We start from the raw sequence: 24,523 nt of genomic DNA, 5'->3' as shown, positions 1-24,523 counted from the left end.
CCGAATGTTCAGAAGTCTGGAACTGTCCCGCATGGCGCAAGCCATGGCGACGCATGCTGCCAAACGGCAAAGCGTCATTTCGCAAAACGTTGCCCATGCCGATACGCCCGGCTACCGGGCGCAGGATGTCCATCCGTTTTCAGATGTTTACGGCACCACGCCTGACCGTCTGACCCTGCGCACGACACATGAGGGCCATCTGCCGGGTCGCGCCGCGCCGGGCTTTGCGGCCGGGTTGCGCGCGGTGGACCGGTCGGCGGCCACCGGCAATGTGAACGGCAATTCCGTCTCGCTGGAGAATGAGATGGTGCAGGCCGCCACAACGCGGCTCAGCTATGAAACCGCGCTTGGGGTGTATTCCAGCCTGCGCGCCATCACCCGCGCCGCGCGCGGCGGATAGGAACGATCATGAGCAATCTGTCACAGACCCTCGGGGTTTCTGCCTCGGGGATGCAGGCACAGGCGCAGCGGCTGCGCCATGTCTCGGAAAACATCGCCAATGCCGACACGCCGGGCTACCGGCGCAAGACGGTGGCCTTCGATGCGGTGGTGGCGCCTGCGCCCGGCAGCCCGATAATGGTGCGCCCGGGCGAGGTGCAACTGGACCAGCGCGCGCTGCCGCAGATCTATGAACCCGGCCACGTACTGGCCGATGAGACCGGGCATTATTTTGGCTCCAACGTCGACCCCGTGATCGAGATCGCCGACGCCCGCGAGGCGCAGCGCAGCTATGAGGCCAACCTCAAAATGTTCGATCAGGCAAAGCAGATGCAGCAAAGCCTGATCGAGTTTCTTCGCAGATAAAGGATATTCCCCATGCAGATTTCCCCCAATATTGCCGCCCAGTCTTATGGTGCGGCGCGCCCGGTCACAGCCCCCGAACCCTTGGGCGGCCTCAACGATGCGGCCCGGTCGCGCGGGTTTCAGGACAGTCTGGGCCGGGCCGCGACCAGCTTCGTCGATACCCTGCGCCAGGCCGAAACGACCGCCGAGGCCAGCATGATGGGCGGCGACGCCGACCCGCATGCCCTGGTCATGGCGCTGGCGCGGACTCAGGGCGCGGTCGAAACCACCATCGCGGTGCGCGACAAGGTGGTGGAAGCCTATCTTGAAATCCTCCGGATGCCCGTCTGATGACCGAGGGCGCATTTTTCGATGTGCTGCGGCACGGCATGTGGGTCGCGGTCATCATCTCGACGCCGATCCTGTCGGTCGCGCTGGTCGCGGGCGTGGCGGTGGGGCTGTTTCAGGCCCTGACCTCGATTCAGGAAATGTCGCTGACCTTCGTGCCAAAGCTGCTGGCCATTGTCGCCGTGTTCTGGATCACCACCAGCTTCATGACCGAAACCCTCGTGCGGTTCTTTCAAGATGAACTGATCCCGCTGATTGTCGGAGGATAGGCGATGGACCTGCCCGGATACACCACGCTGACGCGTCAAAGCGGCCTGATGCAAGAGATGCAGGCCGTTGCCAACAACATCGCGAATGCCGCGACAACCGGCTTCCGCCGCGAGGGGGTCATCTTCTCGGAATTCGTCCGGCGGATGGACGATGACAGCCCCTCGCTGTCGATGGCTGCCGCGCGCGGGCGTCAGACATTTCAGACCCAGGGCGTTCATGCGCCGACCGGGGGCGATTTCGACCTGGCGATCGAGGGAGAGGGGTTCTTTCTTATCGAGACCCCTGCGGGCGAACGACTGACGCGCGCGGGCAATTTCATACCCAATGCCGCTGGTGAACTGGTCACGCCCGATGGGTTTCGCCTGCTCGATGCGGGCGGCGCGCCGGTTTTCATCCCGCCCGATGCGCGCGGGGTGGCGATCAGTCCCGATGGCACCGTCTCGGCCGACGGCCAGCCCCTGACGCAGATCGGCCTGATGCTGCCCGAAGACCCGCTGACGGCGCGGCGTGGCGCGGGCACATTGTTCGAAGTCGATGGTCCGATGATCCCGGTCGAGGCACCGCGCATGATGCAGGGTTTCCTGGAAGGGTCCAATGTTGATCCGATCACGGAAATCGCCCGGATGATCGCGGTGCAGCGTGCCTATGAGCTGGGTCAGAGCTTTCTGGAGGCCGAAGACGGGCGCCAGCGCAACGTGATCGATACCCTTGGAAGCTGAAGCAGTCTACGCACCTCGATTTCCAATTTCTGATTTGAATTCAATTTCCTGACCACGAACCCACACCTAAACCTTTCCCCCAACGGAGCCCCCGATCATGAGAGCCCTGCACATTGCCGCCACTGGCATGTCTGCCCAGCAGATGCGCGTCGATACTGTCGCCAACAACCTGGCGAACATGAGCACTGCGGGCTATAACGCCCGGCGCGCCGAATTCGCCGATCTGCATTACCAGCAGCATACCCGCGCGGGCACCATCAATGCCACGGATGGCACTGTTGTGCCTGCGGGGGTGCAGTTGGGCCTCGGCGTGCGCCCTGCGGCCGTGGGGATCGTGCTGCAGCAGGGCTCGCTGACCATCACAGGCGGGGACCTGGATCTGGCGATCGAGGGGCGCGGCTATCTTGAGGTGACGCTGCCCGATGGACGCGCGGCCTATACCCGGGACGGCGGGCTGCACCGTACTGGCGACGGGCTGATCGTCACAGCCGACGGCTATGAGGTCGCGCCCGGCATCACCATTCCCGACGATGCCCGCACCGTATCGATCAATGCTCAGGGCGAGGTTTACGCCTATTTTAGCGACAGGGTGCAGGCCCAACTTCTGGGCCAGTTCACCCTGTCGAGTTTCTCGAATGAGAAGGGGTTGGAGGCCATGGGCTCCAACCTGTTCACCGAGACCGAAGCCTCTGGCCCCGCCTTCGTTGCCGAGGCCGGTGCGGATGGGCTGGGCACGCTGCGGCAAGGGTATCTGGAAGACAGTTCGGTCGATGCCGTGCGCGAGGTGACCGAGCTCATCAAGGCGCAGCGCAGCTATGAACTGAACGCCAAGGTCATCACCGCCGCCGACCAGATGCTTGCCGCCACCGCGCAGGTGCGCTGATGCGCTGGCGCAGCATCGCTTGTGTCATGATCGCCGCGCAGATGCTGACGCCGGGCGCCACGGCCGAGACGCTGGTCGCCACGCGGCTGATCCGCGCGCATGAAGTGATACGCCCCGGCGATGTCACCCCCGGGCCCGATGCTGTGCCGGGGGCAGCGCGCGATTTCGCCCTGTTCGTCGGGATGGAAGCGCGTGTCGCGCTCTATCCGGGGCGCCCGGTTCGCCTGTCCGATGTCGGGCCTGCGGCGGTGATTGACCGCAACCAGATCGTCTTGCTGCATTATCAAGTCGGCGCATTGCGCATCGCGACCGAGGGCCGCGCGCTGGACCGGGCCGGACCGGGCGACCGGGTGCGGGTGATGAACCTGTCGTCGCGCACAACGGTCAGCGGGCTGGTGACCGCCGACGGCACCGTAAAGGTCGGGGCCGATCACACGGCGGATGGTGGCGGTGTCACATGGCAATAATCCCCCAGACTGCCCCTGCATCTTACCCCGTCCTTGCCCGCGCTATCGGGCGTGAGGGTGCATGCGGAACTGCCCCTGTGCCGCACATTGTGCCGCGCCGAACGACTGTGCGCCTGGGTCTTCTGAGCGTGCTGGCGCTGTCGGCCTGCGCGCAGGCAGCGCATCTCGGCCGTCCGCCTGTGTTCAACAGCGTTGATGGCTCCTTTACGCATCACGCCCTCTATAACACGCCACTGCCCGAGGTGACCGAGGTGCGGCGCGCCACCGATGACGCCTCGCTCTGGTCGGCCTCGCAACGCTCGCTCTTGGGGGATCGGCGCGCTTCACGGCAGGGCGACATCCTGACCGTGGTGATCGAGATCGACGAAAGCGCCTCGATTTCCAACACCACCGGGCGGTCGCGTGAAGGCAGTACCACGGCGGGGCTGCCGCAGCTTCTGGGCCTGCCGCAGGTGCTCAACCGTCGGCTGCCCGCCGGGGCCAGCCTCGCCGAGGCGGTGCAGGCGCAGGGTGCCACCGCCTTCACCGGTACCGGAACGGTGGAGCGGAACGAAGAACTGACGCTGCGCGTCGCCGCCACTGTGGTGGAACGTCTGCCCAACGGCGTGATGCGGCTGGAGGGCAGTCAGGAAGTGCGCGTGAACAACGAACTGCGCGAGTTGCTGGTGACGGGCTATGTGCGGGCCGAAGATATCTCGCGCCGCAACGAGATCACCTATGACAAGATCGCGGGCGCGCGGATTTCCTACGGCGGGCGCGGGCATATCTCGGACATGCAGCAACCCCGGCTGGGTCAGCAATTCATCGACATGATTTCTCCTTTCTAGGCGGGGCCGCTATGGCAAAACTACTTCCGATCCTGATCGTTTTGCTGGGCCTTTTCGGCGGGGTGGGGGCGGGGTTTGCGCTCAAACCCCCTGCCGTCTCCGCCGATGCGGCGGGGGAGACGGCAGAAGGTGCGTCTGGCGCGGCGCCGGGCGAAGCGCAGCCAAGTGCACAGCCAGATGCACAGTCAGATGCACAGCCGGGCGCGCGTGCCAGTCCGCCCGCCCCGCAGGCCCCCTTGCCTCCATTGGAAGCGCGGGAACTTGCAGTGCTGGCCAATCAGTTCTTCGTGCCCGTCATCGAGGAAGACAAGGTGGTGGCGATGGTGGCGCTTTCGCTGACGCTGGAGGTGGTCCTGGAATATGCCGATACCGCGCTGCTGCATGAACCCCGGCTGCGCGATGCCTTCCTGCAAGTGATGTTCGATCACGCCAACATCGGCGGCTTTGACGGGGTCTATACGGCGCAGCGCAACATGACTGCGCTGCGCACCGCGCTGCGCGAGACCGGGCAGCGCCTGCTGGGCAGCGCGCTGATTGACGTGTTGATCACCGAAATCGTGCGCCAGGAGACGTGAGCCGCGCCCAGCAGCGGCGCTGCCCGGCCTTTGTGCCGCAGGGCGATACGGGCCCTGTCGCCTGCCCGAACGCGAAAGGCGTGGGATCAAAAAACCAGGACCGCGACGCAGTACCCCAGGTTAGGAGACCGCTGCGCCGGAACCGGGATACTGAAACTGGACGCGGGGCAGGCGTGTCGGACGCCGTCGGATCGCGCAAGGGGGTGCGATATACCGGGGCTTTTGTCCGCCCAAAGCGGGGCAGGGGCGGCGCGGGCTCAGGTATCATGGGTCCGTGAAACGGATCGACAAATGCACCTGCTCGGCATAAGGGAGGGGGATGGAAAACGACACCGCATGGCACTTGGAGGTCGATGCAACGGGCCTGCTGTGTCCGTTGCCGGTGCTGCGCGCACGCAAAGCCTTGCAGGCCATGGCCCCTGGGCAGGTGCTGCGGCTTCTGGCCAGCGACCCCGTGGCGGTTGTGGACATCCCGCATTTCTGTGCCGAGGCGGGGCACGGCTTTGAGGGTATGCAACCGCTTGGCGATCCTGGGGCGGGCGCGGCAATGGCCTATCTGATCCGCAAGGATGCGTGACGTCCCGCAGCAGACGGTTTCGTTGATGCGCTGGGAAAGCATGTGCCGGGTGGTAACAGCGGCGCAGGCATTCCTGGAACGGCTGACGCACGTACCTTGCGGCGGGGGGAGGGCAGGTTCCACATGGCAATGGCGACGTATTTGCGGTGCATCGCGCTTGCGTCAGGTGCAGCGCGGTGCGGGCGGCGCAGGCGCCGGATGGCGCAGTCAATGCTGGTCCTCTGTGACACGGGTGAAGCAAGTATAGGATCATGACGGGTCGCGCGGGGCCGGGATGGCCACCTCGCGCATCAGGGCCGTTGACCCTGCGCCGTTGCGTGGTAAACCGCTGGGCAGCATGTTCCGTGGCTGCCGCTGCGCCCCCCTTGGGACGCGGCGCGCGCGGACCGGGAACCCCCGCCCCATCTCCTACCCCGGCGCTTGCCGGGCCGAAGCAGTCAGAAAGATGATCCGATGAACCTGTTTTCCGATATTCACGCGCTGGTGCTCTCTGCGCTGGATCAGATGGTGGCGGACGGGACGCTGCCCGCCGGGCTGTCCTTCGCCGCCGTCACCGCCGAGCCGCCGCGTGATCCGGCCCATGGCGATATGGCGACCAATGCCGCGATGGTGCTGGCCAAGCCGGCAGGGCTGCGCCCGCGCGACATTGCCACCGATCTGGCCGCGCGGCTGATGGCCGATGCGCGCGTGACGGCGGCGGATGTCGCGGGACCCGGGTTCTTGAACCTGCGGCTGGACCTGTCGGTCTGGCATGCGCTGGCGGCGGATATTCTGGTGCAGGGGCCGGAATATGGCCGCTCGGACATGGGCACCGGCACGCGGACCAATATCGAATTCGTCTCGGCCAACCCGACCGGCCCCATGCATGTGGGCCATGTGCGTGGCGCGGTGGTGGGCGATGCGCTGGCGCGCCTGCTGTCCTTCGCGGGCTATGACGTGACGCGGGAATATTACATCAACGACGGCGGCGCGCAGGTCGATGTGCTGGCACGTTCGGCCTATGAGCGCTACCGCGAGGCGCATGGCCTGTCGCCCGAAATCGCCGAGGGGCTGTACCCCGGCGATTACCTGATCCCCGTGGGCCGCGCCTTGAAGGAGGCGTATGGCGAGCGTTTCCTCAGCCAGCCCGAAACCGTCTGGCTGGATACGATCCGCGCCTTCGCCATCGACCGCATGATGGCAATGATCCGCGATGACCTGCAGGCGCTGGGGGTCGCGATGGATGTCTATTCGTCCGAAAAGGCGCTGTACGGCACGGGCCGGATCGAACAGGCCATCGACGCATTGCGCGGCATGGACCTGATCTATGAAGGGACCCTGGAGCCGCCGAAGGGCAAACTGCCCGAGGATTGGGAGCCGCGCATCCAGACGCTGTTCCGGTCTACCGCGCATGGCGATGATGTCGACCGGCCCGTCAAGAAGTCAGACGGCAGCTGGACCTATTTCGCCCCCGACATTGCCTATCACTACGACAAGGTCAGCCGGGGCTATGACCAGTTGATCGACATTTTCGGCGCCGACCACGGTGGCTATGTCAAGCGGATGAAGGCTGCAGTGGCGGCGCTGTCGGACGGCAAGGTCCCGTTGGAGATAAAGCTGATCCAGTTGGTGAAGCTGTGGAAAAACGGTGAGCCGTTCAAGATGTCCAAGCGCGCGGGCACCTTCGTGACGCTGCGCGACGTGGTCGAACTGGTGGGCGCGGACGTGACCCGTTTCGTCATGCTGACCCGCAAGAACGACGCAGCGCTGGATTTCGATTTTGACAAGGTGCTGGAGCAGTCGAAGGACAACCCGGTGTTCTATGTGCAATACGCCCATGCCCGCAGTTGTTCGGCGATCGCGAAGGGGCTGGAAGCCGGGGTCGCCACCGATGACGACAGCCTGCGTGCTGCCGATCTGTCCGGGCTGACCCACCCGGCCGAGGTGATGATGCTGCGCAAACTGGCGGAATGGCCGCGTCTGGTCGAACTCTCAGCCCGGACGCATGAGCCGCACCGCGTCGCGGGCTATCTTTCCGAAGTCGCCGCCGAGTTCCATGGTTTGTGGAACCGGGGCAACGACGATCCGGCGCTGCGTTTCGTTCAGGCGGACGATCCTGCCACATCGGCGGCAAAAATTGCACTGGTGCGGGCGGTGGGCGTTGTTATTTCGTCAGGTCTTGCTATCCTGGGCGTGACGCCGGCTTCTGAAATGCGCTGACACAAAGCGCGCAGGTCCGGTGAAACGCAGGCAAGACTTTACGGAATAACCGGGACCATCCGGCCGTCAGATCTGGGGCAGGACATGGCAGAGTATGATTACAACGCATATCGTGCGGCTGGCGGGGGCGCGCAGCCGCTTCGCGTAGCGGCATTGGCCAACTGGTTTGGCGCGGTGCTGTCGCTGTCGCTGGTCGCGGGCATCGGGTATTGGAGCTACAATCTGATGGTGCGCGATGTGACGGGCATTCCCGTTGTGCGCGCGCTGGAAGGGCCGATGCGGATCTCGCCCGACAATCCGGGTGGAAGACAGGCGGCCTATCAGGGCCTTGCGGTCAACGCGGTTGCCGCTGACGGGCAGGCGGGCGGTATCGCTGATGAAGTCGTGCTGGCCCCGCAGCCCATCGACCTGACCGCCGAGGATGTGCCCGCCCGCAGCGGCGCCACCCCCAGCGCGTCCGACATCGATACGACCCGCGCGCTGGAGGTCGCTTTTCGCCCCGGACCTGATGAAGGCGCCGATGATGAACCGGAAAGCAGCGTCGCGCGCGCCGTGATCTCTGGCATGGTGGTTGAGGTATCGCCCCGGCCCCGGGCGCGCGCGGGTTATCCGGCAGGCGGGGGAACCGCGTCCGCGCAATCATCCGGAGGGCCCGATCTGATGGCGCAGGCGGCGGTGCAGGCGCTCACCTCGCAACGCGGCACGCCGCGCCAGATTGACATCGACCCCGCTACGCTGGCACCCGGCACCCGGCTTGTGCAACTGGGCGTCTTTGACACGGCCGAGATCGCGCGGGCTGAATGGGACACGCTGGCCACGCGCTTCTCGCCCCATCTGGACGCGCGGGGCCGGGTGGTAGAGGCGGCGCAAAGCGGCGGGCAGACATTCTACCGCCTGCGCGCCCATGGGTTCGAGGATGAGGGGGATTCGCGTCGTTTCTGCGCCGTGCTGCTGGCGCAGAATGCCGATTGCATTCCCGCGCTGATCCGCTGAATGGTCATCCCTTCAAGCAGCCGTCCGCTGATCCTTGGCTGTGCAGGCACGCTCCTGTCGGCGCAGGAGGCTGCGTTTTTCGCCAAGGCGCAGCCCTTTGGCTTCATCCTCTTTGGCCGCAATATCGACACGCCTGAACAGGTGCGCGCGGTGGTGGCCGATCTGCGCGCCGCGGTGGGCTGGGCCGCGCCGGTCTTGATCGATCAGGAGGGTGGGCGCGTGCAGCGGTTGCGTGCGCCGCATTGGCGCGACTGGCCCGCGCCGCTGGACCAGACCCAGCGCGCGGGGCCGCTGGCTGCGCGCGCCATGTTCCTGCGCGGCCGCATCATCGGGGCGGAATTGTCCGATCTGGGTATCGACGTAAACTGCGCGCCGTTGGGTGATATCGCGGGAGAGGCGACGCATCCCTTCTTGCGCAACCGCTGCTATGGCACCGATGCAGCGCAAGTGGTTGAACTGGCCCGCGCCATGGCCGAGGGCATGGGCCAGGCGGGCGTTTTGCCGGTGATCAAACACCTGCCGGGGCACGGGCGCGGGCAGGCCGACAGCCACCAAAGCCTGCCAGTGGTAGCGACTGATGCCGCCACGTTGGAGGCCACGGATTTTGCCGTTTTTCGCGCGCTGTCCGACCTGCCGATCGGGATGACCGCGCATCTGCGTTTTGCCGCGCTGGACAATGATGCGCCCGCCACCACGTCGCCGCGCATGATCGCGCTGATCCGCGAGCACATCGGCTTTGACGGGTTGTTGATGACCGATGACATTTCCATGGGCGCGCTGTCGGGCGATGTGGTGTCGCGCGCGCATGCTGCATGGGCGGCGGGCTGCGATGTCGTGTTGCATTGCAATGGCGATCTTGCTGAAATGCAGGCGCTGGCGGGTGTATGCGATGCGATGGTGGACCCCGCGCGGGCGCGGGCCGATGCCGCCCTCGGGGCACGCAGGCCTGTGGGGGCGGTTGACATTGCCGCGCTCTGGTCGGAATTTGGGCGGATCATGGGGCAGGGCTGAAGCATGGTGCAAATACGTCTGAACCGGTTTTTTGCTTCCCGGCATTGCGTTATGAACAGTTCAGTTGGGGCGCGTGAATGGGATTGAGCGCGGAACGGCGTCACCCCGTCCCATGATATGGGGCCCCACTTCGTGATAAAGGACATGCCATGGCCGATGCCGCGCCGCCCGATGCCGACCCGCCCGAACTTGACCCGCCCGAACGTGATCCGCCCGAACGTGATCCGTGGGAAGACAGCGAAAGCCCCGCCGCGCGCCTTGCCGCCGAGGCGCTCATCATTGATGTGGACGGGTTTGAAGGGCCGCTCGACCTGCTCTTGACGCTGTCGCGCAGCCAAAAGGTGGATCTGCGCCGCGTATCCGTGCTGCAACTGGCCGAACAATACCTCAGCTTCATCGCGCGCGCGCGCGCACTCAGGCTGGAACTTGCGGCGGATTATCTGGTCATGGCAGCGTGGCTGGCGTTCCTGAAATCGCGTCTGCTGCTGCCGCCCGACCCGGCGGATGAGGGCCCGAGCGGCGCCGAGTTGGCCGCGCATCTGGCCTTCCAGCTGGAACGGCTGGGCGCCATGCGCGACGCGGCGGCGCGATTGATGGGGCGCGACCAGAAGGGGCGGGATTTCTTCGTGCGTGGCCAGCCACAAAGCATCGCCCTGACGCGCAAGACAAATATCGACGCCAGCCTTCTGGACCTTATGAAAGCCTATGCACGGCTGCGCACCCGCGACGAATTTCGCCCCTATGCTTTTGACCGCAGTGATATCTATCCGCTGGAGGCTGCGCTGGAACGCTTGCGCGACCTGATCGGCCAGCATGCAGACTGGACCGATCTGTCGCGCTACCTGCCCGAGGGGTGGCGCGGGGCGGGGCCGCGCAAACGCTCGGCCATGGCCTCGACCTTCGCGGCCTCGCTGGAACTGGCGAAACAGGGGCAGGTAGAACTGCGCCAGTCCGATACCTTCGCGCCCCTCCACCTGCGTCCGAAAGCTGCAAGATGACCATGTCCGACGAAACCGCATCTGAAACGGGCCCCGAAACAGGCCCCGAAACAGGCGCCGCCCCTCACCCGGGCAAGACCGACCCCGGCCTGTTCAGCGTGCCGCCCATGGCCGAACAGGAACGTATGGTCGAGGCGCTGTTGTTCGCCTCGGCCAACCCGCTCAGCGTGGCCGAACTGGCCGCGCGCCTGCCGCACGGCTGCGACGCTGCGCAGGCGCTGGCGCATCTGCGCAGCCGGTATGAAGGGCGCGGCGTGCATCTGGTGCGGGTGGGGGATGCCTATGCGCTGCGCACTGCGCCCGATCTGGGGTTCTTGATGCAGACCGAACGGGTGGAGACGCGCAAATTGTCGCGTGCCGCGATCGAGACGCTGGCCATTGTCGCCTATCATCAGCCCGTCACCCGCGCCGAGATCGAAGAAATCCGCGGCGTGGCCGTGTCGCGCGGCACCATCGACCAATTGCTTGAACTGGACTGGATCAGGTTCGGCCGCCGCCGCATGACCCCGGGCCGCCCGATTACCTTCGTGGTCACGCAGGAATTTCTGGACCATTTCGGGCTGGAATCCGCGCGTGACCTGCCGGGTCTGAAGGAACTGCGACAGGCGGGCCTGTTGGACAGTCGCCCCATGCCCGGCCGGTTCGATGCCGCAGACGATGAGGATGCGCCCACCCCCAAAGGGCAGAGCGAATTGTTCGACGACTGACGCCACGCGGTTGCCGCCGCAATACTGCCGCCGCACGGGATGCGTCCCGCGCGGCAGCAGGGTGGCTTACGGGATCAGGTAATCCACGATCATCTGCGCGGCCTCGTCCGCTGTCATCGCCGTGGTATCGATGCGGATCTCGGGCGATTCCGGCGCTTCATAGGGACTGTCGATGCCTGTGAAGTTCTTCAACTGCCCGGACCGCGCCTTTTTATAGAGGCCCTTCACGTCGCGTTTCTCGGCATCGGCCAGCGGCGTGTCGATCAGTACTTCGATGAATTCCCCCGGCTGCATCATGCCGCGCACCATTTCTCGCTCTGCCCGGAAGGGGGAGATGAAGGCGGTCAGCACGATCAGCCCGGCATCTGTCATCAACTTGGCCACTTCGCCCACACGGCGGATGTTTTCCACCCGGTCGGCATCGGTAAAGCCCAGATCCTTGTTCAGCCCGTGGCGCACATTGTCGCCGTCCAGCAAGAAGGTGTGCCGGTTCATCCGCGCCAGTTTCTTTTCCACCAGATTGGCGATGGTGGATTTACCCGACCCGGAAAGCCCGGTCATCCAGACCACGGCGGGTGTCTGGTGCTTCATCGCGGCATGGTGCTCGCGGCCCAGATCGGTCGCCTGCCAGTGGACGTTCTGCGCCCGCCGCAGCGAGAAATGGATCATCCCGGCGGCGACTGTGCGGTTGGTCATCTTGTCGATCAAGATGAACCCGCCAAGGTCTTGGTCCTCGGCATAGGCGGCAAAGGGGATGTCGCGGTCAGTGGTGATATTGGCCACACCGATGGCGTTGAGGTCCAGCGTCTTGGTCGCCAGATGTTCCAGCGTATTGATGTCGATCTGATACTTCGGTTCCTGCACCGCAACCGATACCGTCTGCGTGCCGATCTTCATCCAATAGGGGCGGCCGGGCAGCAGCCGGTCTTCGTCCATCCAGACCAGCGTCGCCTCGAACTGGTCGGCGACCTCGGCGGGCGCGTCGGCGGCGGTGATGACCTGCCCGCGCGAACAGTCGATCTCATCCGCGAAGCACAGCGTCACCGACTGCCCCGCGACTGCCTGATCCAGATCACCGTCCAGCGTGACGATGCGCGAAATAGTCGATGTCTTCCCCGAGGGCAGCACACGCACCGCATCGCCCGGGCGGATACTGCCGCTGGAGATCGTGCCGGAAAACCCGCGGAAATCCAGATTGGGCCGGTTGACCCATTGCACCGCCATGCGGAACGGGCGTGCCTGATCGGCGGTCTGATCCAGTTCCACCGTTTCCAGATGCGGGAGCAGCGCGGGGCCGGTGAACCATGGCATTTTCGGGCTGAGGGCTGTAATATTGTCGCCCTTGAAGCCCGAAATCGGGATCGCCGTGAAGGTGTCGATGCCGATGGATGTCGCGAATTCAGTGTATTCCGCCACGATCTTGTCAAAAGTCGCGCGGTCGTAGCCCACCAGATCCATCTTGTTGACCGCCAGCACGATGTGGCGAATGCCGATCAGATTGGCGAGGTAGCTGTGCCGCCGCGTTTGGGTCAGAACGCCCTTGCGCGCGTCGATCAAGATCACGGCAAGGTCGGCGGTCGAGGCGCCGGTGACCATGTTGCGGGTGTATTGCTCGTGCCCCGGGGTGTCGGCGACGATGAACTTGCGTTTCTCGGTCGCGAAATAGCGATAGGCCACGTCGATGGTGATGCCCTGTTCGCGTTCGGCTGCCAGCCCGTCCACCAGAAGGGCAAAGTCGATCTCTGCCCCTTGTGTGCCCGAGGTCTTGCTGTCAGCTTCCAGCGCGGCCAGCTGATCCTCGAAAATCATCTTGCTGTCGTACAAAAGTCGCCCGATCAGCGTCGATTTGCCGTCATCCACCGACCCGCAGGTAATGAAGCGCAAAAGGGTCTTGTGCTGATGGGTGTCCAGATAGGCATCGATATCGGATGCAATCAGGGCGTCGGTTTTATAGCTCGTATCCTTTTCAGCGGTCGTCATCAGAAATACCCTTCCTGCTTCTTCTTCTCCATCGACGCGGCCTGATCGCGGTCAATGGCGCGGCCCTGCCGCTCGGATGTGGTGGTCAGCAGCATTTCCTGAATGATCCGCGGCAGCGTGTCAGCGGTCGATTCCACTGCACCCGTGAGCGGGTAACAGCCCAGCGTGCGGAAGCGGATGGATTTCATCACAGGTTCCTCGCCGGGGCGCAGCGGAAAGCGGTCGTCATCCACCATCAGCGTCAGCCCGTCGCGTTCTACCGTGGGGCGGGGGGCCGAGAAATACAGCGGCACGATCTCGATGCCTTCCAGGTGGATGTATTGCCAGATATCCAGTTCCGTCCAGTTCGAGATCGGGAAGACCCGCATCGATTCGCCCTGTGCCTTGCGCGCGTTATACAGGCGCCACAACTCGGGGCGTTGCGCCTTGGGGTCCCAGCGGTGGCTGGCCGACCGGAAGCTGAAGATGCGTTCCTTGGCGCGGCTTTTCTCTTCATCACGCCGCGCGCCGCCAAAAGCTGCGTCAAAACCGTAAAGGTCCAGCGCCTGTTTCAGCCCTTCGGTCTTCCACATATCGGTGTGGAGCGCGCCGTGGTCGAAAGGGTTGATTCCCTGCGCCAGGGCCTCGGGGTTCTGGTAGGAAAGCAACTGCATGCCCGCATCGCCCGCTGCCTTGTCGCGCAGCGCGTACATTTCCTTGAATTTCCATGTCGTATCGACATGCAGCAACGGAAACGGCGGCGGAGAGGGATAGAAGGCCTTTTTAGCCAGATGCAGCATGACGGCGCTGTCCTTGCCGACACTGTAAAGCATCACGGGGTTCGCGGCCTCGGCCACCACTTCGCGCAGAATATGGATGGATTCAGCCTCAAGCCGCTGCAAATGCGTCAGGGATGTTGGGGTCATGGTGTTCCGTTTTGTCTGAATATTGCCGGTGTGTTCGGGGTGGCTCTCTTTGGGGTCGTCTGCCGCATGGTTCGGTGTGGCCTGCGGTGATTCCGCTTGACTGTCAGCGCTACGCCAGCCTATCCGGGCAAAAACCCCCCATATGGGGGGTATGTGGAAATACTGCAACTTTACCGCGAAGGGGCGAGGCCATGGCAGCGGCAGGTGACACCGCCTTGATCGTCGCGCTTTATCAGGCCGCGAGTGGTGGCACGGGCTGGGAGGCGTTTCTGGCAGGCCTGCGCGCGCAGGCCCGGGCCGGGGTGGCTGCGCTGGCGTTTGACGCGATCCCGGCGGGCGAAGACGGGGGCGGCGGGCCGGCGCAAGTCTGGGCCAGCGCGGATAATCTGCTGGGGATCGCACCTGCTGAGGGGGCGCTATCGGGGCTGTTCGATCCCGATGGGCCGCTGCTGTCGGTGCCGCTGCGGCCCGGGCGCAGCTACGATCTGGGTGAAATTCTGCCCCTTGACGGCCGCGCCTCTCAGTCGTTGCGCGGAGCCCTTGAAGCACAGAATATCCGCTTTATGCGCATGATCCGCATTCAGGCTGGTAGTGTTGGGGGGGGCGCTTCGCGTGTTTGGCTGGCAATCGGGCGCGGCGCGCGGGATTTCGATGCGGTGCATAGTGTCATGCTGTCCGGCCTTACCCCGCATCTCGAGGCGGCGGTGCCGATGTTTCACGCTGCCCGCGCGGCGCGGCTGCGCGCGGCATGGGGCGCGCAGGCGTTTGGGGCCTGCGGCTTGGGCTGGGTGCTCTTTGGCCCGCGCGGGCAGGTCGCCGACATGGATGCAGGCGCGCGCACGGTGTTGGCGGCGGTGCCCGGTGTCGAGATGCAGTGCGGCGCGCGGCCCACCTGCGCCGACCCGGGCCTGGCGCAGACGCTGGCCGGGGCTTTGCAGCGCGCCGCGCAGGGCCCGGGAAATGTGGTGCCAGTTCGCCTGTGCGACAGCCCTGCCGCAGAGATCTTGCTGCAAGCCGCCCCGCGCATCGGGCTGACGACAGAACCGATCGACACCGATCCGCCGCACGTCGGCGATGTTCCGTCGGGCGCAGGTCCTTTAGTGCTGGGCACGCTGCGCGGCCCGCCGCAAAGCCTGCCGGATGCGAGCGCGCTGCTGTGCGACATGTTCGGCCTGACACGCGCCGAGGCCCGGATGACGCAGGCCCTTGTGCAAGGCGCCAGTATCGCCGGGGCCGCCGCAGCCCTTGGAGTGACCCAGGAAACCGCGCGATCCTATACGAAGCAAATCTACGCCAAGCTGGGCGTGGCAGGCCAAGGCGGCCTGATCGGGGCGGTGTTGCGCAGCGCGGCGGGGTTGCGGTTGGGCGCGTGAAGACACCCGGGCAAAGCGCCACAGTCGCCAAACTGGCACCATAGCGCCGCTTTGCCCTTGCGCAGCCCCGCAAAAGCCGCTAACGCACCCCCACTTCACAGGTGGGGCTTGGGCCAAGACAGGGAGAAATCCTGTTTCGGTCCGCCGGTTGGGGCAGCAATGCCCTGAGACGCCCCACTCAGGCGCAAACCGGAAAGGAACACGATATGGCGCTTCCCGATTTTTCGATGCGGCAGCTTCTTGAAGCTGGCGTTCACTACGGCCACCAGACCCAACGCTGGAACCCGCGCATGGGCCAGTACATCTATGGTGACCGCAACGGCATCCACATCCTTGACCTGACGCAGACCGTCCCGCTGCTGGACGCCGCGCTGAACGTCGTGCGCGAAACCGTCGCCAAGGGCGGCCGCGTGCTGTTCGTCGGCACCAAGCGCCAGGCGCAAAAGCCCGTCGCCGACGCGGCAGAGCGTTGCGCGCAGTATTACATGAACCACCGCTGGCTGGGTGGCACGCTGACCAACTGGAAAACCGTGTCGCAGTCCATTGCCCGCCTGAAGGCGATCGATGAGCAGATGGAGCGTGGCGCCGAAGGCCTGACCAAGAAAGAGCGTCTTGGCATGGAGCGCGAGCAGATCAAACTGCAAGCCTCGCTGGGCGGTATCCGCGAGATGGGCAGCGTGCCGGACCTGCTGTTCGTCATCGACGTGAACAAGGAAGATCTGGCCGTTCTGGAAGCGAAGAAACTGGGTATCCCGGTTATCGCGATCCTCGACAGCAACTCCAGCCCCGATGGCGTTGATTACCCGATCCCGGGCAATGACGACGCGGCCCGTGCCATCGCGCTCTATTGCGATCTGGTCAGCCGCGCTGCGCTCGACGGTATGTCGGCCCAACTGGGTGCGGCAGGTGTCGACATCGGCGCGCTGGAAGAAGCCCCGGTCGAAGAAGCGATTGCCGAGGGCGAAACCGCCTGATCTGGCCGCCCGCTGTCACAGAATTGACACCGCGCAAGGGGTAATCCCTTGCGCGGTACCTCCAATCTTATCGTTAAGGAGAAGGCATTATGGCCGTCACCGCACAAATGGTTAAAGAGCTGCGCGAAAGCACCGGCGCAGGCATGATGGATGCAAAGAAAGCCCTGACCGAAACCGACGGCGACATGGAAGCCGCTCAGGATTGGCTGCGCACCAAAGGTCTGGCCAAGGCCGCCAAGAAAGCCGGGCGCACTGCTGCCGAAGGTCTGGTGGGTGTTGCGGTTGACGGCGGCGTGGGCGTCGCGGTCGAGATCAACTCGGAAACCGATTTCGTCGGCAAGAACGAAGAATTTCAAGGCATGGTGCGCGACATCACCACCGCCGCGCTGGCGGTTGCCGACGTGGATGCGCTGAACGCGGCGCAAGTGAACGGCAAGGCCGTGTCCGTCGTGCTGACCGATGCGATCGCCAAGATCGGCGAGAACATGGGCCTGCGTCGCATGGCCAAGGTCGAAGGCGATGTGGTCGTGTCCTATGTGCACAACGCTGCTGCCGACAACCTGGGCCGCATCGGTGTGCTGGTCGCGCTGAAAGGTGCCGACAACGGCATCGGCAAGCAGATCGCCATGCATATCGCCGCGACCAACCCCGCCTCACTGTCCGAGGCCGATCTGGACCCGGCGCTGGTCGAGCGTGAGAAATCCGTTCTGACCGAACAGGCCCGCGAATCCGGTAAGCCAGACGCGGTCATCGAAAAGATGATTGTCGGCCGCATGGCGAAATTCTTTGAAGAAGTCACCCTGCTGGGTCAGAAATTCGTCATCAATCCCGATGTGACCGTGGCGCAAGCTGCGGCAGATGCGGGTGTCGAGGTTCTGGGCTTCGTGCGCATGTCGGTCGGCGAGGGCATCGAAAAAGAAAAAGAAGACTTCGCTGCCGAAGTTGCAAAAACGCTGGCGGGCTGAGGAATCTCTGGCGGTGCCTCCTGTGGCACCGGCGATCAACGGGGGGCGGGGCAGGGAACTGCCGCCGCCCCTTATTCGTGCCGTGACCCTGCGCGCAGGCCAAGGGCGTCGCAACCGGCCTTGCCCCTTAGCGCGCCGCGCCTTAGGTCAGGTAAAATCCACACCCCGACCCCGCCCTTTGCCTGCCGGGTCCATTGCCAGAGGTGGCCGCCATGCCCGATAACCAGTCTGAGAACCAGTCTGAGAACCAGCCCGAAACCCTGCTCGACACGGCCTATCTGCGCACCGAGGCCAACCCCGATGACGACGCGGCGCGGCTGGCGTTTTATGCGCGGCTTGCCGAGGCAGAGCTGTTCTTGCTGCTGGAAACCGAGGCGCGGGGTGATCAGCTTTCGCCGCGCGTCTTCGCGTTGGAGGATGGGCCGGTTGTGCTGGCCTTCGATACCGAGGCACGGTTGTCCGAATTCACTGGCCTGCCCGCACCCTATGCCGCGCTGCCGGGCCGCGCGCTGGTGCAGATGCTGGTCGCCGACCCTGAGGCCGGGTTGGGTCTGGGCCTGAACCTGGGCGTCGCGCCCTCATCCCGGTTGTTGCCTGCCGAAATCCTGCGCTGGTTGGCCGATACGCTGGAAAACCGTCCCACCGAGTTGCAGGCCCGCGCGTCCGAGGTCTTTGCGCCCAAGGGCCTGCCCGACACTTTGCTGACCGCGCTCGACGCGACGCTGGCGCGTGCGGGCGGCTTGGCCGTCGCGGCCTACCTGGCGCAGGTCGCCTATGACGATGGCAGCCGCAGCCATATCCTGGCCTTCGTGGGGACGGCTGACGGGGCAGAGCCTACGCTGGCCCGCGCCGTGGCGCAGGCGCTGACATTTTCCGGGGTCGAGGCCGGGGCGCTGGACGTGACCTTTCTGGAGGCGTCTGACAGCTTTGCCGCGCGGCTGGCGCGGGTGGGGTTGCGGTTCGACCTGCCAAAGGTCGCAGCACCCACGGGGCACACGCCAAAAGCACCGGGCATGGACCCTGACGCGCCGCCAAGGCTGCGCTAAGGCGGGGCTGAGCCGGGGCAGGGGTGCCCCTGCGGGCCCGGAAGGCCTGTTGGGGGTGGAAGTGGTCGGATTTTGTGGGGTAAAATAATACCTATTTTGCAAAGCACTGATTTTGCATAAGGAATTCGACGCGAACGCACTTGACGTGACGCGCAATTCCCTTAAAACCCGCCCATCACCTCGGCGGGTCTTGCCCGTCTGTTCCCTTTATTCGATAGGCAGATCATGAAAACCTATACCGCAAAACCGGCGGAGATCGAAAAGAAGTGGATCCTGATTGATGCCGAAGGCATCGTTCTGGGCCGCCTCGCCTCGATCGTCGCCATGCGCCTGCGTGGCAAACACAAAGCCACCTTTACTCCGCACATGGACATGGGCGACAATGTCATCATCATCAACGCCGACAAGGTGCAGATGACCGGCAAAAAGCGCGATGACAAGATCTATTACTGGCACACCGGCCACCCGGGCGGGATCAAACAGCGCACTGCGCGCCAGATCCTCGAAGGCAAGTTCCCCGAGCGTGTCGTGACCAAAGCGATCCAGCGCATGCTGCCCGGCGGCCCGCTGACCCGTCAGCAGATGACCAACCTGCGCGTCTATGCAGGCGCAGAGCATCCGCATGAGGCACAGCAGCCCGACGTGCTGGACCTGCGCGCCATGAATCCCAAAAACACGCGGAGCGCCTGATCATGTCCGACGATCTTAAAACTCTCGACGATCTGAAATCCGCCGTAGCAGGCACGCCTGCGGCAGAAGAAGCCGCGATTGTCCGCACCCCTGTGCGCGACTCGCTGGGCCGCGCCTATGCGACCGGCAAGCGTAAGGATGCGGTCGCCCGCGTCTGGATTCGCCCCGGTTCGGGCAAAGTCACGGTGAACGGCAAAGAGATGAAAGCCTATTTCGCCCGTCCCGTGCTGCAAATGATCCTGCGTCAGCCGTTCCAGGTGGCCGGTGTTACGGACCAGTTTGACGTGATGGCAACGGTTGCCGGTGGTGGTCTGTCGGGTCAGGCCGGTGCGGTGAAGCACGGTATCTCGAAGGCGTTGCAGCTTTATGAACCCAGCCTGCGCGGCGCACTGAAAGCGGCAGGCTTCCTGACCCGCGACAGCCGCGTGGTGGAACGGAAGAAATACGGCAAGGCCAAAGCCCGCCGCAGCTTCCAGTTCTCGAAGCGCTGATCCTTCGGGACAGGAATGCAGAAGGCCGCGCAGCGATGCGCGGCCTTCTTGCTGTTTCGGGGGTGGTGCGCGCCCCGTGGGGCAGGCGCCAAAGCCCCGGTCAGGTCGCGCGATATGGTTCGACGTATTGCAGCGCCATGTCCCAGGGGAAGAATATCCACGTGTCCTGACTCACCTCGGTGATGAAGGTGTCCACCATGGGCCGCCCCTGCGGTTTGGCATAAACCGTCGCAAAATGTGCCTTGGGGTAGAGCGCGCGCACCAGTTCGAGCGTCTTGCCGGTATCGACCAGATCGTCCACCACCAGGATGCCGGTGCCATCGCCCATCACCTCGGCCTGCGGTGCCTTGATGACGCGCGGCGCGGCCTGGGTCTGGTTGTTATAGGATTTGACCGAGACCGTATCGACCACACGGATGTCCAACTCGCGGCTGACGATCATCGCGGGCGCCATGCCCCCGCGTGTGATCGCCACGACCGCGCGCCAGCCGCCGTTATCGGGGCCCAGCCCGTCCAGCCGCCAGGCCAGTGCGCGGCTGTCGCGGTGGATCTGATCCCAGCTGATGTGAAAGCCTTTTTCGTGCGGCAGACGGTCATTCATGGCTTATCCCTTCGGCGCGGGTTGATGGGTCACAGTGGCGATATCGGGCGCATCGACCGCCTTCATGCCGACCACATGATAGCCCGCATCGACATGCAAAACCTCGCCCGTCACGCCAGAGCCAAGGTCGGACAGCAGATATAGCGCGGATTTGCCGACCTCTTCTTGATTGACGTTGCGTCGCAGCGGCGAGTTCAATTCGTTCCATTTCATGATATAACGGAAATCGCCGATCCCCGATGCCGCCAGCGTCTTGATCGGCCCGGCGCTGATCGCGTTGACGCGGATGCCATCCTTGCCCAGATCCTCGGCCATGTAGCGCACTGAAGCCTCCAGCGCGGCCTTCGCCACCCCCATGACATTGTAATGCGGCATCACCTTTTCGGCGCCGTAATAGGTCATGGTCAGCAGGCTGCCGCCCGGTCCCATCAACCGGATCGCGCGTTGGGCAATCGCGGTGAAGGAATAGACCGAGATATCCATCGTCATGCGGAAGTTTTCCGGGCTGGTATCGACGTAGCGGCCACGCAATTCGGATTTATCTGAAAAACCAATGGCATGTACGACGAAGTCGATCTGTCCCCACAGGTTTTCCAGCCCTTCGAACAGCGCATCCATCGACGCGGGGTTGGTCACGTCGCATTCGAACAGACGCGGGGTACCCAAGCTTTCGGCCAGCGGGCCGACGCGTTTCTTCAACTGCTCGCCCTGGTAAGAAAATGCCAGCTCCGCGCCCGCATCGCCGAGGGCTTTCGCTATGCCCCATGCGATGGATTTGTCGTTGGCAAGCCCCATGATCAGGCCACGCTTGCCCTCCATCAATTTCGCTGACATTTGCATCCCTTGCATTCGTTGATTTGTGGTTAAATCTTTAGGCGAATGTGTGTCCTGCATCAAGCTGCTATGCTAAAGTTGACAAAACTGGTATGACAACGGCGCCATGTGTGGTTGACCCTGCGCGATCCGGGTTTATCTTCGCGCAATACTTCCTGAACACCCCTGAAAGCTGAGGCGGCAATGTCTGACAGAAGCGGAATTTTCGCGGGCGATGACCCTTTCGCGCTGGCGCAATCGTGGCTGGCGCAGGCCGAGGCATCGGAACCCAACGACCCGAATGCCATCGCCCTGGCTACCGTGGATGCCGATGGCCTGCCCAACGCGCGCATGGTCTTGCTCAAAGAGATCGAGGCGTCGGCTTTCGTTTTCTACACCAATTACAACAGCGTAAAGACGCAGGAGGCCGAAGGAGTGGGCAAGGCCGCCTTCGTGCTGCACTGGAAGTCGCTGCGCCGCCAAATCCGTGTGCGCGGGCTGACTAGCCGCGAGGACGGGCCGAAAGCCGATGAATATTACGCCAGCCGGTCGCTCAAAAGTCGGTTGGGGGCGTGGGCCTCGCAGCAGTCGCAACCGCTCGAGTCGCGCGGCGCGCTGATGGCCGAGGTGGCGCGGCTGACACCCACATTGGGGCTGAACCCCGCGCGGCCGCCGTTCTGGGGTGGCATCCGCATCACGCCGCTGGAAATCGAGTTCTGGGCCGATGGTGCCTTTCGGCTGCATGACCGTTTTCGCTGGGCGCGTGACGGTGTCGCTGCGCCCTGGACGGTGACGCGGCTGAATCCCTGATGACCGTTTTTTACCGCGTGGTCAGCTTTGTGTCCTGCACGGCTGCATACCATTGCATAGGGTTGCAAATTGCAACATAAGGCTCGACAATTGATGCAGGTCAACTGCGCGCTAGTGCTGAGGTTGAGAGAAACGAATGACACAAGTTCAGCCCGAACATCGCCGGGTGCAAGGTCATGTGAAATGGTTCGACCCCGCAAAGGGGTTTGGGTTCATCGTCGCACAAGACGGTGGGCCTGATATCTTGTTGCATGCCAATGCATTGCGCAACTTTGGCCAGGGCTCGGTCTGCGATGAGGCGGGAATAGAGGTGGTGGTTCAGGAAACGCCGCGCGGCCTGCAAACCGTCGAGGTCCTGTGGATCACACCGCCGCCAATGGTACTTGCAAATGGCGACAATGAATCGGGCGCGCCCGATGACGCGCCCGAAAGCGACCTGCCGTTCCTGCCCGCCCGGGTAAAGTGGTTTGACAAGGTCAAGGGCTTTGGCTTTGCAAATACTTTCGGCAGCGCCGAGGATATTTTCATCCATATGGAAGTTTTGCGTCGGTCGGGCTTTGCCGATCTTCAGCCGGGCGAGGCGATCGGGCTGCGGGTGACGGATGGTGACCGGGGCAAGATGGCGCTGTCCATCGGTCCTTGGGAGGCCGCGCTGAAACAGGTGACCGAGGCTGCGGTGCCTGGGCTATGACGGGCAAAGTGGCCGCCAACCAGCCTGGCCGCGCGAAAAGGAGTGGTGATGCGTGATCTGATGCGACCAAAGTTTTTCGCGGCCCTTCTGGCGGGTCTCCTGGTGGTGGTGTTCGCGGCGGACGCCATGGCGCGCTGTCTGCCGGGACAGGTCGATCTGCGCGGTCCTTGGGGCACCGCGCGCTTCTCGGTCGAGATTGCCGACACCCCCGAGACCCGCAACCAAGGGCTGATGTTTCGCGAAAACATGCCCCGGTTCGCCGGGATGCTGTTCATCTATCAAGCGCCGCAGAGCGCCAGCTTCTGGATGCGTAACACGCTGATTCCGCTGGATATGCTGTTTGTCGACGCCGCAGGCGAGGTCACCAGGATTCATCATGACGCGGTGCCGCTGGACGAAACCCCGATCTTTGGCGGCGATGACGTCTTGATGGTGCTGGAGATCAATGGCGGCATGGCGCGCCGGTTGGGCATCACCGAAGGCACGGCCCTGCGCCATGCCCGCGTGCCGCAGGCCGGGGCGCTCTGGCCCTGCGACGCGGAATAGATCGCGCCGACGGCTATCCTTTGCCATGGCGTGCGGGCATCCCCGCCGACGCTGCAGGAAAGACGTAAATCAGCAAGATCCGCCAGATAGCGTGCGATAGTTCGACGCGGTGGGGGGCAGAAGGCCCCGATCACCCCCTACGGTGACACAACCGACACGGCGTGTGCGTTTTTCGCTTTCCACCGCGGGTCAACACCGCTAAAGACAGCGCCAGTCGGGGCGTAGCGCAGCCCGGTAGCGCGACGGTTTTGGGTACCGTAGGTCGTAGGTTCGAATCCTATCGCCCCGACCATTTTTATTCCCTGGTGATCCGGCCGAAGGCTGGAACGTGTCCGGTCCAGCTTGCATTCTGTCGCGGGAAGGACCCGAAGCGCAACCGCGCTTTGGCACTTCAGGCGGTCGGAATTTTGGCGTTGGCGGCGCAAATCGCGCTTCTATCGGAACCCACCTCCTTGTCAAAATCGCCCTGATCTTCAGCAGGCCTCATCTGAACCCGGCCCCATCTGAACCCGGCCCCATCTGAACCCGGCCCCATCTGAACCCGGCCCTTGTCCTGTTCGAGGCGCAGGAATTGGTCGCTGTTTTCATGCATTTCCCGTCCAATATCGCCCCCGGTGGGAATGGTCATCAGCGTCACCTGAATATTGCTGCCTGTCCAACGCGTCGTGCGAAAGTTGGGGTTTTCGAGCGTGTCCTTCTCGATATTCACGACTTGAGGATGCGCGCCATAATTCTGTGTGTCGGTCATTCTGCGATCTTTTCGATCTGCCGTCACCAATTCGCCGCATCAACATGCAAATTGCAGGAGCGTTCCTTGACGCTGGAAGAATACGGCCACTCCTGATCCGCAAACCGGTTGGCCCTTTGGGGTAGCGTCCGGCCTATGCCAGCCATGCGCGCAACATGTTGCGCGCGGCAGCAATCGAATTTGGGCAGGATCTCAGGCCAGCCCGGCAAAAGCTCCGAGTGATCCTGAACAGACCGACGGAACCCACAGAAAACTGTGCGCTTCAGCAGATGCCCGATTCCAATTTTGACAGAACGTCATATCGACAGGTCTGAAACACGGTGATGGGCGTCGTTCGGCCTGGCATGTCGGTTCCTTAGGGGAAGTCGACACGGAACTGACACAGGTGCTGCGTGGGCGCTGAACACGGATATGGCTGAGCACGGACAAGGTTGAGCACGGACAAGGTTGAGCACGGACAGGGGGGCTGGGTGCCGACAGGGCAGGGCGCTGACATGGTCGGACGCCGACAAGCCACTTGGCGCGGGACCGCG

The 24,523-nt window shown here is 63.9% G+C and carries 29 protein-coding genes and 1 tRNA gene; 25 read left to right on the top strand and 5 right to left on the bottom strand.

The annotated features are described in order from the left end of the window. Nucleotides 1–4: 4 nt before the first annotated feature. The 15 genes from flgB (at nucleotide 5) to scpB (ending at nucleotide 11,357) form a co-directional block, all read left to right on the top strand. A complete protein-coding gene (gene flgB / locus H9529_RS03760) occupies nucleotides 5–400 on the top strand; it encodes a hypothetical protein (protein ID WP_092889687.1) in 396 nt (131 codons plus the stop codon). A gap of 8 nt (nucleotides 401–408) precedes the next feature. Further along, nucleotides 409–804, top strand: coding sequence for a flagellar basal body rod protein FlgC (gene flgC / locus H9529_RS03755; RefSeq protein WP_092889692.1), 396 nt, complete (start codon nucleotides 409–411; stop codon nucleotides 802–804). Between the two features lie 12 nt (nucleotides 805–816). Beyond that, entirely contained in the window at nucleotides 817–1,134 is a 318-nt protein-coding gene (gene fliE, locus H9529_RS03750) for a flagellar hook-basal body complex protein FliE (protein ID WP_092889695.1), read from the top strand. Next, nucleotides 1,134–1,400: a flagellar biosynthetic protein FliQ gene (locus tag H9529_RS03745; protein WP_092889698.1), complete on the top strand. Its 267-nt coding sequence runs from the start codon at nucleotides 1,134–1,136 to the stop codon at nucleotides 1,398–1,400. The genes fliE and H9529_RS03745 overlap by 1 nt, the downstream gene beginning before the upstream one ends. Nucleotides 1,401–1,403: 3 nt before the next feature. Beyond that, nucleotides 1,404–2,120: a flagellar hook-basal body complex protein gene (locus tag H9529_RS03740; RefSeq protein WP_092889701.1), complete on the top strand. Its 717-nt coding sequence runs from the start codon at nucleotides 1,404–1,406 to the stop codon at nucleotides 2,118–2,120. A gap of 97 nt (nucleotides 2,121–2,217) precedes the next feature. After that, entirely contained in the window at nucleotides 2,218–3,003 is a 786-nt protein-coding gene (gene flgG, locus H9529_RS03735) for a flagellar basal-body rod protein FlgG (protein WP_092889704.1), read from the top strand. Next, on the top strand, nucleotides 3,003–3,470 hold the full coding sequence (flgA, locus tag H9529_RS03730; protein WP_092889707.1) for a flagellar basal body P-ring formation chaperone FlgA: 468 nt from the start codon (nucleotides 3,003–3,005) through the stop codon (nucleotides 3,468–3,470). The genes flgG and flgA overlap by 1 nt, the downstream gene beginning before the upstream one ends. Nucleotides 3,471–3,577: 107 nt before the next feature. Next, entirely contained in the window at nucleotides 3,578–4,297 is a 720-nt protein-coding gene (gene flgH / locus H9529_RS03725) for a flagellar basal body L-ring protein FlgH (RefSeq protein WP_223814282.1), read from the top strand. A gap of 11 nt (nucleotides 4,298–4,308) precedes the next feature. Continuing rightward, nucleotides 4,309–4,872 (top strand): flagellar basal body-associated FliL family protein, encoded by a 564-nt coding sequence (locus tag H9529_RS03720; RefSeq protein ID WP_092889715.1) that lies wholly within the window; start codon nucleotides 4,309–4,311, stop codon nucleotides 4,870–4,872. A gap of 319 nt (nucleotides 4,873–5,191) precedes the next feature. Beyond that, nucleotides 5,192–5,449, top strand: a complete 258-nt coding sequence (locus tag H9529_RS03715) for a sulfurtransferase TusA family protein (protein ID WP_092889718.1) — start codon at nucleotides 5,192–5,194, stop codon at nucleotides 5,447–5,449. A 453-nt stretch (nucleotides 5,450–5,902) separates the two neighbouring features. After that, the gene (argS, locus tag H9529_RS03710) at nucleotides 5,903–7,648 is read left to right on the top strand and encodes an arginine--tRNA ligase (protein WP_092889721.1); all 1,746 of its coding nucleotides are present in this window, start codon (nucleotides 5,903–5,905) and stop codon (nucleotides 7,646–7,648) included. A gap of 84 nt (nucleotides 7,649–7,732) precedes the next feature. Then, nucleotides 7,733–8,641: an SPOR domain-containing protein gene (locus H9529_RS03705; RefSeq protein ID WP_092889724.1), complete on the top strand. Its 909-nt coding sequence runs from the start codon at nucleotides 7,733–7,735 to the stop codon at nucleotides 8,639–8,641. Further along, nucleotides 8,642–9,652 carry a glycoside hydrolase family 3 N-terminal domain-containing protein gene (locus H9529_RS03700; protein ID WP_092889727.1) on the top strand — a complete coding sequence of 337 codons (1,011 nt, stop codon included), beginning with the start codon at nucleotides 8,642–8,644 and terminating at the stop codon, nucleotides 9,650–9,652. A gap of 149 nt (nucleotides 9,653–9,801) precedes the next feature. Further along, nucleotides 9,802–10,650, top strand: coding sequence for a segregation and condensation protein A (locus tag H9529_RS03695; RefSeq protein WP_092889729.1), 849 nt, complete (start codon nucleotides 9,802–9,804; stop codon nucleotides 10,648–10,650). Nucleotides 10,651–10,757: 107 nt separating this feature from the next. Then, nucleotides 10,758–11,357: an SMC-Scp complex subunit ScpB gene (scpB, locus tag H9529_RS03690; protein WP_092889924.1), complete on the top strand. Its 600-nt coding sequence runs from the start codon at nucleotides 10,758–10,760 to the stop codon at nucleotides 11,355–11,357. Between the two features lie 66 nt (nucleotides 11,358–11,423). Here the strand turns inward: scpB and cysN are convergent, their stop codons facing one another. After that, a complete protein-coding gene (gene cysN / locus H9529_RS03685) occupies nucleotides 11,424–13,337 on the bottom strand; it encodes a sulfate adenylyltransferase subunit CysN (protein WP_092889732.1) in 1,914 nt (637 codons plus the stop codon). Further along, the gene (gene cysD, locus H9529_RS03680) at nucleotides 13,337–14,242 is read right to left on the bottom strand and encodes a sulfate adenylyltransferase subunit CysD (RefSeq protein ID WP_092889735.1); all 906 of its coding nucleotides are present in this window, start codon (nucleotides 14,240–14,242) and stop codon (nucleotides 13,337–13,339) included. The genes cysN and cysD overlap by 1 nt, the downstream gene beginning before the upstream one ends. 191 nt (nucleotides 14,243–14,433) lie before the next feature. Between cysD and H9529_RS03675 the strand changes: the two genes are divergently transcribed. The 6 genes from H9529_RS03675 to rpsI all read left to right on the top strand — a co-directional run bounded on the left by H9529_RS03675 (nucleotide 14,434) and on the right by rpsI (nucleotide 19,781). Then, nucleotides 14,434–15,615, top strand: a complete 1,182-nt coding sequence (locus H9529_RS03675; protein ID WP_092889738.1) for a helix-turn-helix transcriptional regulator — start codon at nucleotides 14,434–14,436, stop codon at nucleotides 15,613–15,615. A gap of 206 nt (nucleotides 15,616–15,821) precedes the next feature. Next, nucleotides 15,822–16,589 carry a 30S ribosomal protein S2 gene (gene rpsB, locus H9529_RS03670; protein ID WP_092889741.1) on the top strand — a complete coding sequence of 256 codons (768 nt, stop codon included), beginning with the start codon at nucleotides 15,822–15,824 and terminating at the stop codon, nucleotides 16,587–16,589. 89 nt (nucleotides 16,590–16,678) lie between these two features. Then, the gene (tsf, locus tag H9529_RS03665) at nucleotides 16,679–17,554 is read left to right on the top strand and encodes a translation elongation factor Ts (protein ID WP_092889744.1); all 876 of its coding nucleotides are present in this window, start codon (nucleotides 16,679–16,681) and stop codon (nucleotides 17,552–17,554) included. A 212-nt stretch (nucleotides 17,555–17,766) separates the two neighbouring features. Beyond that, nucleotides 17,767–18,600, top strand: coding sequence for an SseB family protein (locus tag H9529_RS03660; RefSeq protein ID WP_092889747.1), 834 nt, complete (start codon nucleotides 17,767–17,769; stop codon nucleotides 18,598–18,600). Nucleotides 18,601–18,825: 225 nt separating this feature from the next. After that, the gene (gene rplM / locus H9529_RS03655; RefSeq protein ID WP_092889750.1) at nucleotides 18,826–19,290 is read left to right on the top strand and encodes a 50S ribosomal protein L13; all 465 of its coding nucleotides are present in this window, start codon (nucleotides 18,826–18,828) and stop codon (nucleotides 19,288–19,290) included. Between the two features lie 2 nt (nucleotides 19,291–19,292). Further along, nucleotides 19,293–19,781 carry a 30S ribosomal protein S9 gene (gene rpsI / locus H9529_RS03650; RefSeq protein ID WP_092889753.1) on the top strand — a complete coding sequence of 163 codons (489 nt, stop codon included), beginning with the start codon at nucleotides 19,293–19,295 and terminating at the stop codon, nucleotides 19,779–19,781. Nucleotides 19,782–19,881: 100 nt separating this feature from the next. Here rpsI and gpt read toward each other — a convergent pair whose 3' ends face one another. Continuing rightward, entirely contained in the window at nucleotides 19,882–20,382 is a 501-nt protein-coding gene (gene gpt, locus H9529_RS03645) for a xanthine phosphoribosyltransferase (RefSeq protein ID WP_092889756.1), read from the bottom strand. Nucleotides 20,383–20,385: 3 nt separating this feature from the next. Further along, nucleotides 20,386–21,216, bottom strand: a complete 831-nt coding sequence (gene fabI / locus H9529_RS03640; protein WP_092889927.1) for an enoyl-ACP reductase FabI — start codon at nucleotides 21,214–21,216, stop codon at nucleotides 20,386–20,388. A gap of 183 nt (nucleotides 21,217–21,399) precedes the next feature. On the opposite strand from fabI, the gene pdxH reads away from it, so the two are divergent. From pdxH to H9529_RS03620, 4 genes are all read left to right on the top strand, one after another. Further along, the gene (gene pdxH, locus H9529_RS03635) at nucleotides 21,400–22,005 is read left to right on the top strand and encodes a pyridoxamine 5'-phosphate oxidase (RefSeq protein ID WP_092889759.1); all 606 of its coding nucleotides are present in this window, start codon (nucleotides 21,400–21,402) and stop codon (nucleotides 22,003–22,005) included. A 136-nt stretch (nucleotides 22,006–22,141) separates the two neighbouring features. Beyond that, on the top strand, nucleotides 22,142–22,696 hold the full coding sequence (locus H9529_RS03630; RefSeq protein ID WP_092889762.1) for a cold-shock protein: 555 nt from the start codon (nucleotides 22,142–22,144) through the stop codon (nucleotides 22,694–22,696). A gap of 48 nt (nucleotides 22,697–22,744) precedes the next feature. Next, nucleotides 22,745–23,242, top strand: a complete 498-nt coding sequence (locus tag H9529_RS03625; protein WP_397544884.1) for a DUF192 domain-containing protein — start codon at nucleotides 22,745–22,747, stop codon at nucleotides 23,240–23,242. 215 nt (nucleotides 23,243–23,457) lie between these two features. Beyond that, nucleotides 23,458–23,534 (top strand) — tRNA-Pro (locus H9529_RS03620). A gap of 99 nt (nucleotides 23,535–23,633) precedes the next feature. On the opposite strand, the gene H9529_RS03615 is transcribed toward H9529_RS03620, so the two are convergent. Further along, entirely contained in the window at nucleotides 23,634–23,990 is a 357-nt protein-coding gene (locus tag H9529_RS03615) for a cupin domain-containing protein (RefSeq protein WP_092889765.1), read from the bottom strand. Between the last annotated feature and the right edge of the window lie 533 nt (nucleotides 23,991–24,523).

The sequence above is a fragment of the Roseicitreum antarcticum genome (genome assembly GCF_014681765.1).
In the GTDB taxonomy this organism is placed as follows: Bacteria; Pseudomonadota; Alphaproteobacteria; order Rhodobacterales; family Rhodobacteraceae; genus Roseicitreum; species Roseicitreum antarcticum.
Note: the sequence above shows the minus strand (reverse complement) of the source record. Positions and strands in the feature narration are given on the sequence as shown.